The organism is Nocardia huaxiensis, from assembly GCF_013744875.1.
Lineage (GTDB): Bacteria > Actinomycetota > Actinomycetes > Mycobacteriales > Mycobacteriaceae > Nocardia > Nocardia huaxiensis.
Window position 1 is genome coordinate 5,453,491 of the sequence record NZ_CP059399.1, and the last position, 13,971, is coordinate 5,467,461.

Genomic DNA, 13,971 nt, shown 5'->3' on the forward strand with positions numbered 1-13,971 from the left:
CATGACCACCGCGACCACCGGCGAGGTTCTCATCGACATCGAGGATGTCGGCATGTCGTTCACCGGCGCGGGCGGCGAACCGCTGCAGGTGCTCGATCACGTGAACCTGCAATTGTGCGACGGCGAGATCGTGGCGCTGCTGGGCCGTTCGGGTTCGGGCAAGTCCACGCTGCTGCGCACCATCGCCGGGCTGCTGGCTCCCACGTCGGGCCGCATCCGCTATCGCGGGCAGCCGTTGACCGGCGCCAATCCCGGTGCGGCCCTGGTGTTCCAGTCCTTCGCGCTGATGCCGTGGCTGACCGTGCAGGACAATGTGGAGCTCGGTTTGGCCGCGCGCGGGGTCGCTCCCGAACCGCGGCGGCGGCGCGCGCTGGAGGCGATCGACCGCATCGGCCTGGACGGTTTCGAGACCGCCTATCCCAAGGAGCTGTCCGGCGGTATGCGTCAGCGGGTGGGTTTCGCGCGCGCCCTGGTGCTGGAACCGGATCTGCTGCTGATGGATGAACCGTTCTCGGCGCTGGATGTGCTGACCGCGGAGAACCTGCGCACTGAACTGGTGAACCTGTGGGCGACAGCGGATTTCCCGACCCGCTGTGTGTGCATCGTGACCCACAATATCGAGGAGGCGGTGCAGCTGGCCGATCGAGTGGTGGTGCTGGGCGCGAACCCGGGCCATATCATCGCCGAGGTGCCGGTGCAGTTGCCGCGTCCGCGCAATCGCCGCGCGCCCGCCTTCACCGCGCTGGTCGATCAGATCTACGGCCTGCTCACCGGGCGCGATTCCGAAGCCGTTGCGGTGGAACCGGATTCGGGCACTCCGTTCACGACTCCGCTGCCCGACGCCTCGGTCGGCGGCATCGCGGGTCTGCTCGAGCTGGTCTATGACAACAGTGGCCGCGCCGATCTGCCGGAAGTGGCCGACGACCTGAACTTCGAACTCGACGATCTGATGCCGCTGGTGGACGCCGCGGCGCTGCTGGGGTTCCTGCTGGCCGATTCCGGTGATGTGATCATGACCAATGTGGGCTCCCGTTTCACCACCGCCGACATCCAGACCAGCAAGAATGTCTTCGCCACCCAGGCGCGCCGCCGCGCGCCGCTGGTGCGCACCATCTGCAGTGCGCTCATCGGCTCCTCCGACGGCAGTGTGCGCGCCGATTTCGTGCTGGATCTGCTGCGGCGCGGCTTCTCCGCCGAGGATGCGCGCCGCCAGCTCGAGCTGGCCATCGACTGGGGTCGCTACGGCGAATTGTTCGACTACGACACCGATTCCGGGCGCATCACCGCCGACCCGTCACTGCTCGAATACTGACCCGGAAACCACCGTGTCCGGGTCGCCTCGGTGAGAAGGCATCCCGGACACGGGGTTTCGATGCCGCTAGTGTGCGACGATGGCAGCGGCCTCGGCCTTCTCCGGATCGGCCGGGCGGGTGCGCGGCAGGAAGAACGCCGGGATGAGCGTGGCGATCAGCAGGGCCAGCGCCACCCAGAAGGTGTGCGCGAACGCCTGGGCGGCCTGATCCAGGCCGGTTTGCACCGAGCCGGGCATCTCGGCTTCCATCTGCTGCCCGATGGCCGGGTTGTAGTGCGAGGCGATGGCAGGGTTGGCCAGTGGCCGGTTGTTGAGCAGGTTGGTCAGGACCACCGAAATCGTTGCGGTGCCGATGGATCCGGCGGTCTGGTTGACGATGTTCATCAGCGTGGAGCCGCGCGCGACCTGTGCGTGGGTGAGGGTCTGGATGGCGGCGGTCATGGTGGGCATCATGGTGCAGCCCATGCCCAGACCGGTGATGAACAGCGCCCCGCACAGCAGCCAGTAGGAGGTGGAGGCGTCGACCTGGGTCAAGAACGCCATACCGACCGACATGACGGCGATGCCGGTGAGCACGATCTTGCCGGGCCCGATCTTGTCGACCAGCCGGCCGGCCACCGGCATGGTGAGCATGGCGCCCAAACCCTGTGGGGCGATGAGCAATCCGGCCATGAGCGTGGATTCCCCGCGCACCTGCTGCAGATACGACGGCAGCAGCAGACCGGAGCCGAAGAATGCCATGGCGAACAGGGTCATGGTCAGCACGGCGTAGCGCAGCGACGGGTTCTTGAACAGGCGCAGATCGATGAGCGGATGTTCGGTGCGCAGTGCCCGGAACACGAAGGCCACCAGCAGGATCAGGCCGATGATCGCGGGGATGAGCACCCGTTTGGCCACGACGGTGCCGGCCTCGGGGATCGAGGACACGCCGTAGAGGAAGGCGGCCAGACCCGGTGAGGCCAGCAGCATGCCGATGAAGTCGAAGGACTGCGAGGGCTCGGGTTTGTCGGCGGGGAACACGATCCACGCCAGCGCGAGCGCGATGATGCCGATGGGCAGGTTGATCAGGAAGATCCAGTGCCAGGAGTAGGAGTCGATGAGCCAGCCGCCCAGAATGGGTCCGCCGATGGGGCCCAGCAGCATCGGCACACCGAGCACCGCCATGACGCGCCCGATGCGGTGCGGGCCCGCGGCGTGGGTCATGATCGTCATGCCCAGCGGCATGAGCATGCCGCCGCCCAGGCCCTGGATGACGCGGTAGGCGATGAGCTGTTCGATGCTGCTCGCCGTGGAGCACAGCACCGAGCCGAGTACGAAGGCCACCAGGGCGGCCATATAGAGGCGTTTGGTGCCGAATCGGTCCGCGGCCCAGCCGGTGAGCGGGATGACGGTGGCCAGCGCCAGGGTGTAGCCGGTCATGGACCAGGCGGCGATGGCGTAGGTGGTGTCGAATTCTTCCTGGAACTTCGGGATCGCGACGGTCACCACGGTCACGTCGAGGATCGACATGATGGCGCCGAGCACCACGACTCCGGCGATCTTGAGAACGCCGGCGTCCAGCTTGTCGTCGTCGGCTCCGGCCGACGTCGTATCCGGAGGAGTTGTCACCGTTTAAGCCTGCCAGCTCGAGTGGCGCAGGAGAAGTGTTTACCCATGACGAGTCCTTCCAGCACTGGCGAATTCAGCGGGACCGAACATCGATCACTTCAGACTAGCGGCACCGGGCAATCACTCGGCAACCGACCGGTGCGGCAAGCCCTGCCATCACACGAGTTCCCCACGTACGCTGGGCTTTCACTCCACACCGAAGGACTGCCGCGATGACCGACCCGGTACTGGGTTCGACCGGTACGCTCACCTCACCGATCCGCGGCAAGGGAACGCTGGGAGAGGTGCGAGTCGCCATCCGAGGGGGAACCGAGCACTACATCGCGCGATCCGACGACGCGCTTCCCGCCGGGGCGACCGTGCTGGTGGTGGGCGTGCATCCGGGCCGGCTCGTCGATGTTGTTGCGTGGATACCACTTCCGGGCGATTCCTAGACGGGTGCGCCCACGGTAGAGCGCATCCCACCGTCGAGGGGAGAGTCAGCAGTGTTGGGTTATCACGTGCCGGATCCGGACGAGGCGATGCTGGTCAGCGGCGCCAAGGTCAAGGACGACGCACCGTTTCGGGTGGTCATCGGGCGCGGGGCCTGGGTGATGCCGTTCTTCCGCAAGGTGCGGTACCTGTCGCTGGCCATGTTCGAGGCCGAGATCGGGGAACGCTGCGTCACCAAACAGGCCATTCAGCTCGATGTGCGCGCGGTCATCGCGTTCAAGGTCGCCAACGACACCGTGTCGATCGTCAATGCGGCGCAACGGTTCCTGTCCGAGCAGGAGCGCGAGATGTCGGTGCTGACCGGGCGCATCTTCTCCGGGCATCTGCGGTCGATCGTGGGTTCGATGACGGTGGAGGAGATCATCCGCGAACGCCAGAAGCTCGCCGACGAGGTGCTGGTGGCCTCCAAGGTGGAGATGAGCAATATCGGGCTGTGGGTGGATTCCTTCCAGATCCAGTCCATCGACGACGGCAATCTGGGCTACATCACCGCGCTGGCCGCCCCGCACAATGCCGCCGTGCAGCGCGACGCCAAGATCGCCCAGGCCGCCGCCGCGCAACTGGCCGCCGAAGCCGAACAGGAATCGGTGCGCAAACAGGCCGAATACACCCGTCAGACCGCGATCCTGCGCGCGCAGTACCAGCGCGATATCGATTCGGCCAATGCCCAAGCCGCGCAGGCCGGTCCGCTCGCCCAGGCCGTCGCGATGCAGGAGGTGCTCACCGCCCAGGCCGAGCAGGCGCGCAAGCAGGCCGAGCTGCGCGAGCAGCAGTTGCAGGCCGAAGTGGTGAAACCCGCTGTGGCAGAAGCGGAACGGGTGCGCATTCTGGCCGAGGCCGAAGCCGACCGCACCCGCATCCAGGCCGAGGCCGCGGCGTCCAACAACCGGATCGCGCTGGATCAGCTTCTGATCGAACAACTTCCGGAGATCGTGCGCCAGGCCGCGACGGGGCTGTCCAATGCCAATCTGACCGTGCTCAATGGCCCCGACGGGGTCAGCGAGCTGGTGAACGGGATGGTCGGTCAGGGGCTGACCGTCTTCAATTCGTTGCAAAAGGCACTTTCCGCCAACAATGATCAACAGGCGGACTAGAGTTACCGCAGAGGGACGCGACGAGGAGCGGGTGTTTAGGTGTCCATCGGGAAATTGGTGTCTTTCGACAGCTCACGGGGTTTCGGTTTCATCCGTCCGGAAGACGGGGGTCCTGATGTGTTCGTTCACGTCAACGACATCGGACTGGACGAGGACGAGCTGCGGCAGGGGCGAGTGTTCGAATTCGATGTGACCGAAGGCGATCGGGGGCCCAAGGCGATCAACCTGGCGTTGGTCGGCGGCGCGGTCACCCCACCGCCGGTCCGGCACAAGGCCAAGGAACGCTCGGGTGCGGCGTTGCTGAGCGAGGCCGAGCACAAGCGGCTCATTACCGAACTGCTGCTCGATGCCTCGCCGGCGCTGACCGCCGGGGAGATTCTCACCATTCGGGATCGCCTCACCGCGTTCGCGGATCAGCACGGCTGGATCGAAAACTGACCGGTTCGGATTACGATCGTCTCGGGTGAGCCTACGAGCCTGAGGAGGTCGCATGGACCTGCCCGTCATGCCGCCGGTCAAACCGATGCTGGCGAAATCGGTGTCCACGCTGCCCCGCGAACCGGGGCTGCTCTACGAACCGAAATGGGACGGCTTCCGCTGCATCGTGTTCCGCGACGGCGACGAGATCGAGCTCGGCTCCCGCAACGATCGGCCCCTGACCCGGTACTTTCCGGAGCTGGTCGAACTGTTGCGGGAAGCCCTGCCCGAGAAGTGCGTGCTCGACGGGGAGATCGTGGTGGTCACCGAGAACGGCCTGGATTTCGACACCCTGCAGCAGCGGCTGCATCCGGCGGCGTCGCGGGTCAACAAGCTGGCGGTGCAGACTCCGGCCTCGTTCGTCGGATTCGATCTGCTCGCGCTCGGGGACAAGGATCTGACCGGTGAACCGTTCGGGCAACGGCGGGAAATTTTGCAGACGGTGCTGGATGGCAGTCTGTCGCGCACGCATCTGACGCCGTTGACCGATGATCCGGATGTGGCGCAGGACTGGTTCACCCGGTTCGAGGGCGCCGGATTCGACGGAGTGATGGCCAAGGCCACGGATCTGCCCTACCTGCAGGACAAGCGGGTCATGTTGAAGATCAAACATGAACGCACCGCCGACTGTGTGGTGGCCGGATTCCGCTGGCACAAGGACGGGGAGGGGGTGGGCTCGCTGCTGCTGGGCCTGTTCGACTCCGACGGCCGGCTCAATCACGTCGGCGTGGCCAGCAGTTTCACCGCCAAACGGCGCAAGGAGCTGGTGGAGGAGCTCGCGCCGTTACGGGTGAACGCGCTCGAGAATCATCCGTGGCGCGAATGGGCCGACGCCGCAGCGCAGGCCAAGGCCGAGGGCAAGATGCCGGGCGGGGTGAGCCGCTGGACCGGCGGCAAGGACCTGTCGTGGGAGCCTGTGCGGCCCGAACTTGTCGCCGAGGTGCGGTATGAACATGTCATGGCCGGACGATTGCGCCACGGCGGGCGCCTGGTGCGTTTCCGCAGCGACCGCACCCCCGAATCCTGTACCTACGCACAGCTCGACGAGGTCGCACCCGCGGAGCTGGCCGCCATCTTCGACGAGGCGCGCCGATGAGCGAGAAGCTCGAGCTCGAGGTCGACGGGCACACGGTCACCATCTCCAACCCGGACAAGATCTACTTCACCAAACGTGGTGAGACCAAACGGGATCTGGTCGACTACTACCTGGCCGTGTCGGATCAGATCATGAACACGATCCGGGATCGGCCGGTGCTGCTCGAGCGGTATCCGGACGGGGCGAGCGGGAAATCCTGGTTCCAGAAACGGGTTCCGAAGTCGGTGCCGGACTGGTTGCAGACCACCGAGGTGTCCACCCCCAACGGCACCACCAGCGACGCCCTCGTCGCCGCCGATATGGCGCACATTCTGTGGGCGGTCAACCTGGGCTGCTTGGGTTTTCACGTGTGGCCCACCCACGCCGACGCCCCGCAACCGGCCGACGCGCCGCTGGTGTACGACGCGGCCGGAGAGTTGTTGCCGCCCACCGGGATCACCGACGAGTTGCGCATCGATCTGGATCCCTCCCCCGGCATCACCTTCGCCGATCTGCGCGCCGCGGCCGTTCTCACTCATGATCTGTGCCGGGAACTGGGCATCGACGCGCGGGTGAAGACCTCGGGTTCGCGTGGGCTGCACGTGTATGTCCAGCTCGAACCGCGATGGGACGGCTACCAGGTGCGCGATGCGGCGGTGGCGCTGGCGCGCGAGCTCGAACGCCGTCACCCCGAGCAGATCACCGCGGCCTGGTGGAAGGAAGAACGCGGTTCCCGGGTTTTCGTCGACTTCAACCAGAATGCCCCGCACAAAACGGTTTTCGGCGCCTGGTGTGTGCGTCCCAAGGTCGGCGCGCAGGTCTCGACGCCGATCGCCTGGGATGCGCTGGCCGACATCGTCCCCGACGACCTGACCATCGCCACCGTGCCCGCGCGGGTGGCCCAGTTCGGTGATCCGTGGGCCGAACGCGCCCCGCAGGACATCACCGCGCTGCTGGAGATGTCGGCCAAGGACATGGCCGCGGGCCTGCAGGACGCCCCGTGGCCCCCGGTCTACCCCAAGATGCCCAACGAACCTCCCCGCGTGCAGCCGAGCAAGGCGCGAAAAGACAACGGCGACTAGGTCTTCGGGGCAGTGACGTCTTGTGCGCCCGACGCGATGTCGCGTCCGGCGCGGCTGCGTTCCTACGGTGCCGTCTCCACGGCGCTGGCCCTGCACAGTGATCACGCGTTGAGTGCGCTGGTGGATGCGGGCACGCCGATCGGGGCCGGTATCGGCGGAACATCGGCGCTGGTGGAGGTTGCCGGAACCGCGGTGTTCGTGAAGCGAGTGCCCCTCAGCGATCTGGAACGCCAGCCGCGGCATGTGCGATCCACGGCAAATTTGTTCGGCCTGCCGCTGTTCTATCACTACGGTGTCGGCCTCGTGGGCGGGGCGGGCTTCGGTGCTTGGCGTGAGCTCGCCGTGCACACCATGACGACGAACTGGGTGCTCGCCGGTGAATCCGGGAGCTTTCCGCTCATGTATCACTGGCGGGTGCTGCCGGATACGGGTTTGCTGCCCGAGGAGCTCGCCGATATCGATCGCGTCGTGGACTATTGGGGCGGCCGGCATCGGATCCGCCGCCGGATCGAGGCGCTGCGCGACGCGTCGGCGAGCATCGCACTGTTCCTGGAGTACCTCCCGCCTGTTCCTGGAGTACCTCCCGCAGAATTTGCACGAATGGCTGACCACCCGGGTCGCCGCGGGCGAGGAGGCCACCGAGCGGGCGTGCGCCATGGTGGAGCGGGAACTGGCCGCCGGCGTCGCGTTCATGAACAGTCGTGGGCTGCTGCATCTCGACGCGCATTTCCACAACATCCTGACCGACGGCCGGCATCTCTATTTCGGTGACTACGGGCTCGCGCTGTCCCGCGGGTTCGACCTCGCACCGCAGGAGGTCGCCTTCTTCGACCGGAACCGCAGCTACGACCGCGCTTTCAGCGCCACCTACCTGGTGAACTGGCTGGCCACCGCCCTCTACGGATTGCGGCCGGAGGACCGGGAGACCCGCGCCACGATGGTGCGCGGCTTCGCCGAAGGCACACCGCCGCAAGATATCCCGGCGGCGGCCGCCTCGATCCTCACCCGGCACGCACCCGTCGCCTCGGCGATGTCGGTGTTCACGCGCGCGTTCCAGCAGACCAGCCGCGCCACCCGGTATCCGGACGAGGAGATCGGCCGCCTGCTCGGCGGCGCGAACCCCGACGGGCTCAGTGCTTCTTGTTGAAGGGCAGCACCTGCACGATCAGCACCACGAGGGTGCCGACCACGAATCCGATGACGGCCGACGCGGCGGTATTGGTCAGCCACGCCAGCACTCCGCCGATGCCCGCAATGGCCTCGCGCACCGCCTCCTCGGCGTGATGCACCAGCTCGTACGGCCAGTGCCAGCCGAGTTCGTCGGTGCCGGTGAGCAGGATGTGCCCGCCGACCCACAGCATCGCGACCGTGCCGATGATCGACAACGCCGACAGCAGTTTCGGCATGCCCGTGACCAGTCCGCGTCCGACGGTCTGCGCGAAGCGCGAGGAGCGTTCGGCCAGCGCCAGGCCGGCATCGTCCATTTTCACGATGACGCCGACCACGCCGTACACCGCGGCGGTGATGACGACGGCGACGATGGCGAGAATGATCAGCCGGGGGAAGAACGACTGGTGGGCAACCTCATTGAGGGCGATCACCATGATTTCGGCCGAGAGGATGAAATCGGTGCGGATGGCCCCGGCCGTCAACGACTTCTCATCGGCCGCGCCGCTGGATTCGGCCTCATGGCTGTCGTGGTGCAGGAAGCGGCCCAGCACCTTCTCGGCGCCTTCGAAGCACAGATACGTGGCGCCGATCATCAGGATCGGGGTGAGCAGCCACGGCGCGAACTGGCTCAGGATCAGCGCCGCCGGAAGAATGAACAGCAGCTTGTTGCGCAGCGACCCGATGGCGATCCGCTTGATCATCGGCAGTTCACGGTCGGCGGTGATGCCGTGCACGTACTGCGGTGTCACCGCGGTGTCGTCGATCACCACACCGGCGGCCTTGGCGGTCGCCCGCCCGGTGGCCGCGCCGATGTCATCGATGGAAGCAGCCGCGAGCCGGGCCAGCGCGGCCACGTCATCGAGGAGTCCGAACAGGCCTGCGCTCATGCCAGGCAGGTTACCGGCCCGGCACCGGTCCGCACGAATGCACTGGTGCTCGTTGCGGTCCTCAGGAACCGAGGCGGTCACGGAGGGCGGTCAGCGCTGCGGCTTCGACCTGCCGGGGTGTGCCCGCGACGTCGATGGTGAGGACATCGGGTTCGGATCGCGGGTCTTCGAGGGTGGCCAGCTGGGAGTCGAGCAGGGCCGGGGGCATGAAGTGGCCGGTGCGGGTGGTGGTGCGGAGGGCGAGCAGGGGGCGGGTGCCGTGCAGGTAGAGGAAGAGGAGTTCGGTGGTGGGGTGGGCGGTGACGGAGTGGCGCAGGATGTCTCGGTAGGTCTTCTTGAGGGCCGAGCAGGTGATGACGGCGCTGGCGCCGGTGGCGGCGTGGTCGGCGATCCAGTGGGCGATGGATTCCAGCCAGGGCCGGCGGTCGGCGTCGGTGAGGGGGTGGCCGGCCGACATTTTGGCGATATTGGCCGCGGGGTGGAGATCGTCGCCTTCGAGCAGGTCCCAGCCCAGGGTGGTGGACAGGGCGCGGGCGACGGTGGATTTGCCGGTGCCGGAGACGCCCATGACGACGACGATGGTTGCGGGCATCAAGATCACCTCCTGGGTTCAGGATAGGCGCAGAATACGGCGCCGGAACGTGCCCTGATCGCGACAAGATCAAGTATTCTGGCGGCGCCGGTGAAAGAGGCTGTACGGCAACATTTTTGAAATTCCGGTACGCCAGGGGGTGCGCGGGAGTAGACAGCCCGTAGAGAACTTCATCGAAGACGTTGTGGCGCAGGGGCGAATCGTCTACACGGTGTGGAGTGTCGGGGTCCGTGCGGGTGCAGCGTCGTGGCGATGGATCACGCACATCAATGGCGACGTGGTGGTCATCCATCGTGATTCCGCAGTACCGAATGCCGCACGTAGTTAAGGAATCTCGAGTGTTACCGCACATTCCCGATCGACCTGCCGAGCTTTCCTCCACGCCCACCGATCTGAATCTGCTCTTGCGTCCGGCGCCGCCCGGAGCGCCGACCGATCTCGTGCCACTCCACGGCGGGGACGGGCACCATCTGTTGCGCGCCGACATTCCGCCGGTGCTGGTGATGGGATCCTCGGGCGGGTCGGGCACGACCTCGACCGCACTGGGCATCGCGGCCGCGGCCGCGTTCGAATACGGGGAACGGTCCCCGATCGCGGTGGACGCCAGTGCCAGCGGCGGGGATCTGGCCACGCGCGGCTGCGACGCCATCGACGCGGCCGGCACCGTGCAGACGTGGCTGACCCTGTGCCCGCGCGGGCTGGCGCCCTCGGTGCTCGACAGCTGCGGGGAGAACCGGGCCGGGTTCGGGGTGATGCCGCGCGGGCCCGAAGCCCTGCCGCGGCGCGAGAGCTACGCCTCGGTACAGCGGGACCTGTGGGAGGCGGGGTGCCTGCCGATCTATGACGGCGGGTCGCCGGTGTCGAATCGGATGATCGCGCCGCTGCTCAGTGATCCGCGCATCGGGCTGGTGATCACCCTGGCCGCCCGCCCGGACGCGATCAACCGGCTCAAGCCGGCGCTGATCTGGCTCGACGACAACTACAGCCAGTTCCATCTGGCTGAGGCCGTCATCGTGGTGACACGCCAGCATCGCAGCGACGGGCCGCTGGTGGCCGACCACGCCCGCACCTATCTGGGCAAGTTCGTGCGGGCGGTCACCGAGATCCCCTACGACACACATCTGGCGACGGGCGGCCCGATCACCTGGACCAAGCTCGCCTATCAGACCCGCGCGGCCTACCGTCAGCTGGTCAAACTGCTGCGGTGACCGATCGCGCGTCCCACGCCACGGTATTTCCGAACGGTAGGGTCGGGCGGGTGCGTACCCGAATCAGAGTCCTCGCCCTGTTCGCTGTCCCCGTCGTCGCACTCACCGGCTGCGGCGGTGACCAGACCACCGACCGGATGCGCAGTGCCGCAAACACTTTCGCCGACGCACTGACCAACGACGATCCGGCGGCCGCGGCGGCGGTGACCACCGATCCTGCCCAGGCCACCGCCGCCCTGACCGCCCTCTACCAGGGTCTGGGCAAGGACGCGCACTTCACGGTGGAGTCGGTGGACAAGGACGCGGGCACCTTCACCCTGGCCGCCACCTGGAAACTGGGCGCCGACGGCAAGAACGACTGGACCTACACCACCACCGGCAAGCTCAGCGAGACCGGCGGCGACTGGAAGGTGGGCTGGGATCCGGCAACCGTCGCGCCCGGGATGAACGCCGGCTCGCTGGTGTACAGCGCGGTGTATCCGGATCCGGCGCGGATTCTGGACAGCACGGGCGGTGAACTCATGACCCAGCAGATCGTGACGCTGGTGAACGTGGCACCGGGCGCCGACACCGCGGCGGTCGCGAACCTGCTCGCACCCCTCGCACCGGGCATCACCGCACAGTCGCTGGCCTCGGATCTGGCCGGGGCGCAAGGCAAATCGATTACGGCGATCACCCTGCGGCAGAGCGATCTGGCGCCGATCCAGGCCGCGCTCGAGGCACTGCCGAATGTGACCCTCTCGCCGCAGACCCGACTGCTCACCACCGACAAGGCGCTGGCCTCGCCCACCCTGTCGGGCCTGTCGGAGCTATGGCAGCAGCAGGCCGACGCGGCGGCGGGCTGGGCGGTGCGCGCGCAGACCCCGCAGGGCACCGAACGCATCGCGGGCCAGGATGCCAAGCCCACCACCGACATTCGCAGCACCCTCGACGTGGCATTGCAGCGTTCGGCCGAGGCGGCGCTCGCGCCGATCCCGCAGGCGGCGGCCATCGTCGCCATCCAGCCCTCCACCGGCAACGTGGTGGCCATGGCGCAGAACGCGGCCGCCGACGGGCAGGGGCCGATCGCGTTGACCGGCCTGTACCCGCCGGGCTCCACGTTCAAGACGGTGACGGTGTCGGCGGCCTTGCAGGCGGGCACGGTGACACCGGATTCGATCGTGGCCTGCCCGGGAGTGGCCGATATCGAAGGCCGCCGCATCCCCAACGACAACAACTTCGACCTCGGAAACGTCCCGCTGCACACGGCTTTCGCGCGCTCGTGCAACACCACCATGGGCAAGCTCGCGGTCGGCCTGCCCGCCGACGCGCTCCCGAACGCGGCCGCGCAACTCGGGCTGGGCATCGACTACGTGACCCCGGGCCTGACGACAGTCACCGGCAGCGTCCCCACCGCCGACACCCCGGCGCTGCGCGTCGAGGAAGCCATCGGCCAGGGCAAGGTGACCGCGTCCCCGTTCGGCATGGCCCTGGTCGCCGCGACCCTCGCGCACGGTTCGGTGCCCGCGCCCGCGATCGTGTCCGGCCGGCCGGGCAAACCGGACCGGACTCCCCCGGCGCTACCGGCCGGGATCGCCGATCAGGTGAAAACGATGATGCGCGAGACGATCACCGACGGCACCGCCACCGCCCTGCGCGATATCCCGGGCCTGCTCGGCAAGACCGGCACCGCCGAATTCATCGACGACACCCACGCCCACGGCTGGTTCGTCGGCATCGACGGCGATCTGGCGTTCGCGGTGTTCGTCTACGACGCCAACTCCTCGGGTCCGGCGGTCGAGGCGGCCGGGCGCATGCTGCGCGCCCGCGACTGAATCGGAAGTCGCGGTGTCGCCCTCGTCATTCCGGCGCGCTTTGGCCGGAATCCATCGAATCCGTTGCGCCGCTGCGTGTGTGGATCCCCGCCAAAAGCGCGCCGGGATGACAGGGTTGCGCCGCCGTCAATGATCGATCGACGGGCGGCACCCGGACAGCGTGTGCGGCAGGCTATTTCGTGCGCTCGGCCAGGGCGGGCGCGAGGGCACGCAGTGCGGGTAGCGGGTCGCCGCCCAGAACCTGCACCGCGACATGGTCGGCGCCGGCGCGCAGGTGGTCGGTCAACCGGTCGGCGATCTGCTCGGCGGTGCCGTGCGCGGCGACCGCGTCGATGAACCGGTCACTGCCCGGTGCGGTCAGATCGTCGTCACCGAAGCCGTAACTGCGCAGGTTGGCGGTGTAGTTGGACAACCCCAGGTAGTAGCCGAGGGTCTCGCGGGCGGTGGCGCGGGCACGGTCGGGATCGGTGTCGAAGACGACCTTGTGCTCGGGCGCGATCAGCGTGTGCGGGCCGAGCTGTTCGCGCAGGGCGGCGGTGTGCTCGGGAACGGTGAGGTAGGGCAGCGCGCCGGCGGTGCGGTCGCGGGCCAGCTTGGCTACGCGCGGGCCCAGTGCGGCCAGGGCGCGCTGCGACTGGGGGACCCCGGCGGCGTCGAGGTCGTCGAGGTAGGCGGCCAGGGCGTCATAGGGTTTGGTGTAGTCGGCGGTGTGCTCGCGATGTCCGGCACCGATACCGAGCACGAACCGGCCCGGGTATTTGTCGTCGAGGCGATGGAAGGTCTCGGCGGCTTCGGCCGACGGCGAGGCCCACACGTTCACGATGCTGGAGCCGATGGTGAGCGAATCGGTGGCGGCCAGCAGCGCGTCGTAGCCGTCCCAGCTCGCATCCGGGGACGCGCCCAGCCACACCGTGCCGTAGCCGAGCTGCTCGAGTTCGCGCACCGATTCGGGGGTGAACACCGAATACGCCTGCCACACACCGATCTTTCCGAGTTCCTGTGTCGTCACCATGATCGCCAGCAACACGGTCTCCGCGTCGCGCATTCCCCGTCACTGTGCTTGCCCGGCGTGAGCAGCGTCGCAGCGCAATCGAGGCGACGGGCACGCCGCCGCCTTGTTATGGTGGCAGGGTGATCGATCTCCGACAGGCGTGGCGGCT

At 67.5% G+C, this 13,971-nt stretch carries 13 protein-coding genes; 9 read left to right on the forward strand and 4 right to left on the reverse strand.

From position 1 onward, the window contains the following. Position 1: 1 nt before the first annotated feature. A complete protein-coding gene (locus H0264_RS24580; protein WP_181579733.1) occupies positions 2 to 1,312 on the forward strand; it encodes an ABC transporter ATP-binding protein in 1,311 nt (436 codons plus the stop codon). A gap of 66 nt (positions 1,313 to 1,378) precedes the next feature. Here H0264_RS24580 and H0264_RS24585 read toward each other — a convergent pair whose 3' ends face one another. Continuing rightward, positions 1,379 to 2,920 carry a DHA2 family efflux MFS transporter permease subunit gene (locus H0264_RS24585; RefSeq protein WP_181579734.1) on the reverse strand — a complete coding sequence of 514 codons (1,542 nt, stop codon included), beginning with the start codon at positions 2,918 to 2,920 and terminating at the stop codon, positions 1,379 to 1,381. 212 nt (positions 2,921 to 3,132) lie between these two features. Between H0264_RS24585 and H0264_RS24590 the strand changes: the two genes are divergently transcribed. The 6 genes from H0264_RS24590 to H0264_RS38310 all read left to right on the forward strand — a co-directional run bounded on the left by H0264_RS24590 (position 3,133) and on the right by H0264_RS38310 (position 8,287). Next, positions 3,133 to 3,354 (forward strand): NfeD family protein, encoded by a 222-nt coding sequence (locus tag H0264_RS24590; protein WP_181579735.1) that lies wholly within the window; start codon positions 3,133 to 3,135, stop codon positions 3,352 to 3,354. Between the two features lie 51 nt (positions 3,355 to 3,405). After that, on the forward strand, positions 3,406 to 4,506 hold the full coding sequence (locus tag H0264_RS24595) for an SPFH domain-containing protein (protein WP_181579736.1): 1,101 nt from the start codon (positions 3,406 to 3,408) through the stop codon (positions 4,504 to 4,506). Positions 4,507 to 4,545: 39 nt separating this feature from the next. Then, positions 4,546 to 4,944: a cold-shock protein gene (locus H0264_RS24600; RefSeq protein WP_231085389.1), complete on the forward strand. Its 399-nt coding sequence runs from the start codon at positions 4,546 to 4,548 to the stop codon at positions 4,942 to 4,944. A gap of 52 nt (positions 4,945 to 4,996) precedes the next feature. Continuing rightward, positions 4,997 to 6,079 (forward strand): ATP-dependent DNA ligase, encoded by a 1,083-nt coding sequence (locus H0264_RS24605; protein WP_181579737.1) that lies wholly within the window; start codon positions 4,997 to 4,999, stop codon positions 6,077 to 6,079. Then, complete coding sequence (locus H0264_RS24610; RefSeq protein WP_181579738.1) at positions 6,076 to 7,140, forward strand: DNA polymerase domain-containing protein; 1,065 nt, start codon at positions 6,076 to 6,078, stop codon at positions 7,138 to 7,140. The genes H0264_RS24605 and H0264_RS24610 overlap by 4 nt, the downstream gene beginning before the upstream one ends. Before the next feature lie 592 nt (positions 7,141 to 7,732). Beyond that, on the forward strand, positions 7,733 to 8,287 hold the full coding sequence (locus tag H0264_RS38310; protein WP_220139834.1) for a protein kinase family protein: 555 nt from the start codon (positions 7,733 to 7,735) through the stop codon (positions 8,285 to 8,287). Here the strand turns inward: H0264_RS38310 and H0264_RS24620 are convergent. Both H0264_RS24620 and H0264_RS24625 read right to left on the reverse strand, forming a co-directional pair. Continuing rightward, the gene (locus tag H0264_RS24620; RefSeq protein ID WP_181579739.1) at positions 8,271 to 9,197 is read right to left on the reverse strand and encodes a DUF808 domain-containing protein; all 927 of its coding nucleotides are present in this window, start codon (positions 9,195 to 9,197) and stop codon (positions 8,271 to 8,273) included. The two genes, H0264_RS38310 and H0264_RS24620, sit on opposite strands and share 17 nt — an antisense overlap. Positions 9,198 to 9,258: 61 nt before the next feature. Next, positions 9,259 to 9,789, reverse strand: coding sequence for a gluconokinase (locus H0264_RS24625; protein ID WP_181579740.1), 531 nt, complete (start codon positions 9,787 to 9,789; stop codon positions 9,259 to 9,261). Positions 9,790 to 10,127: 338 nt separating this feature from the next. Between H0264_RS24625 and H0264_RS24630 the strand changes: the two genes are divergently transcribed. Both H0264_RS24630 and H0264_RS24635 read left to right on the forward strand, forming a co-directional pair. Then, positions 10,128 to 10,997 carry a MinD/ParA family ATP-binding protein gene (locus H0264_RS24630; RefSeq protein ID WP_181579741.1) on the forward strand — a complete coding sequence of 290 codons (870 nt, stop codon included), beginning with the start codon at positions 10,128 to 10,130 and terminating at the stop codon, positions 10,995 to 10,997. A 137-nt stretch (positions 10,998 to 11,134) separates the two neighbouring features. Further along, positions 11,135 to 12,811 carry a penicillin-binding transpeptidase domain-containing protein gene (locus H0264_RS24635; protein ID WP_181585801.1) on the forward strand — a complete coding sequence of 559 codons (1,677 nt, stop codon included), beginning with the start codon at positions 11,135 to 11,137 and terminating at the stop codon, positions 12,809 to 12,811. Between the two features lie 172 nt (positions 12,812 to 12,983). Here H0264_RS24635 and H0264_RS24640 read toward each other — a convergent pair whose 3' ends face one another. Further along, on the reverse strand, positions 12,984 to 13,856 hold the full coding sequence (locus H0264_RS24640; RefSeq protein ID WP_244975935.1) for an LLM class F420-dependent oxidoreductase: 873 nt from the start codon (positions 13,854 to 13,856) through the stop codon (positions 12,984 to 12,986). Between the last annotated feature and the right edge of the window lie 115 nt (positions 13,857 to 13,971).

Bases quoted from the DNA above. Each gene is read 5' to 3' on its own strand.
- H0264_RS24635 (WP_181585801.1), top strand. From the start codon at position 11,135: ATGCGCAGTGCCGCAAACACTTTCGCCGACGCACTGACCAACGACGAT.
- H0264_RS24625 (WP_181579740.1), bottom strand. From the start codon at position 9,789: ATGCCCGCAACCATCGTCGTCGTCATGGGCGTCTCCGGCACCGGCAAA.
- H0264_RS24620 (WP_181579739.1), bottom strand. From the start codon at position 9,197: ATGAGCGCAGGCCTGTTCGGACTCCTCGATGACGTGGCCGCGCTGGCC.
- H0264_RS24580 (WP_181579733.1), top strand. From the start codon at position 2: ATGACCACCGCGACCACCGGCGAGGTTCTCATCGACATCGAGGATGTC.
- H0264_RS24590 (WP_181579735.1), top strand. From the start codon at position 3,133: ATGACCGACCCGGTACTGGGTTCGACCGGTACGCTCACCTCACCGATC.
- H0264_RS24610 (WP_181579738.1), top strand. From the start codon at position 6,076: ATGAGCGAGAAGCTCGAGCTCGAGGTCGACGGGCACACGGTCACCATC.
- H0264_RS24605 (WP_181579737.1), top strand. From the start codon at position 4,997: ATGGACCTGCCCGTCATGCCGCCGGTCAAACCGATGCTGGCGAAATCG.
- H0264_RS24640 (WP_244975935.1), bottom strand. From the start codon at position 13,856: ATGCGCGACGCGGAGACCGTGTTGCTGGCGATCATGGTGACGACACAG.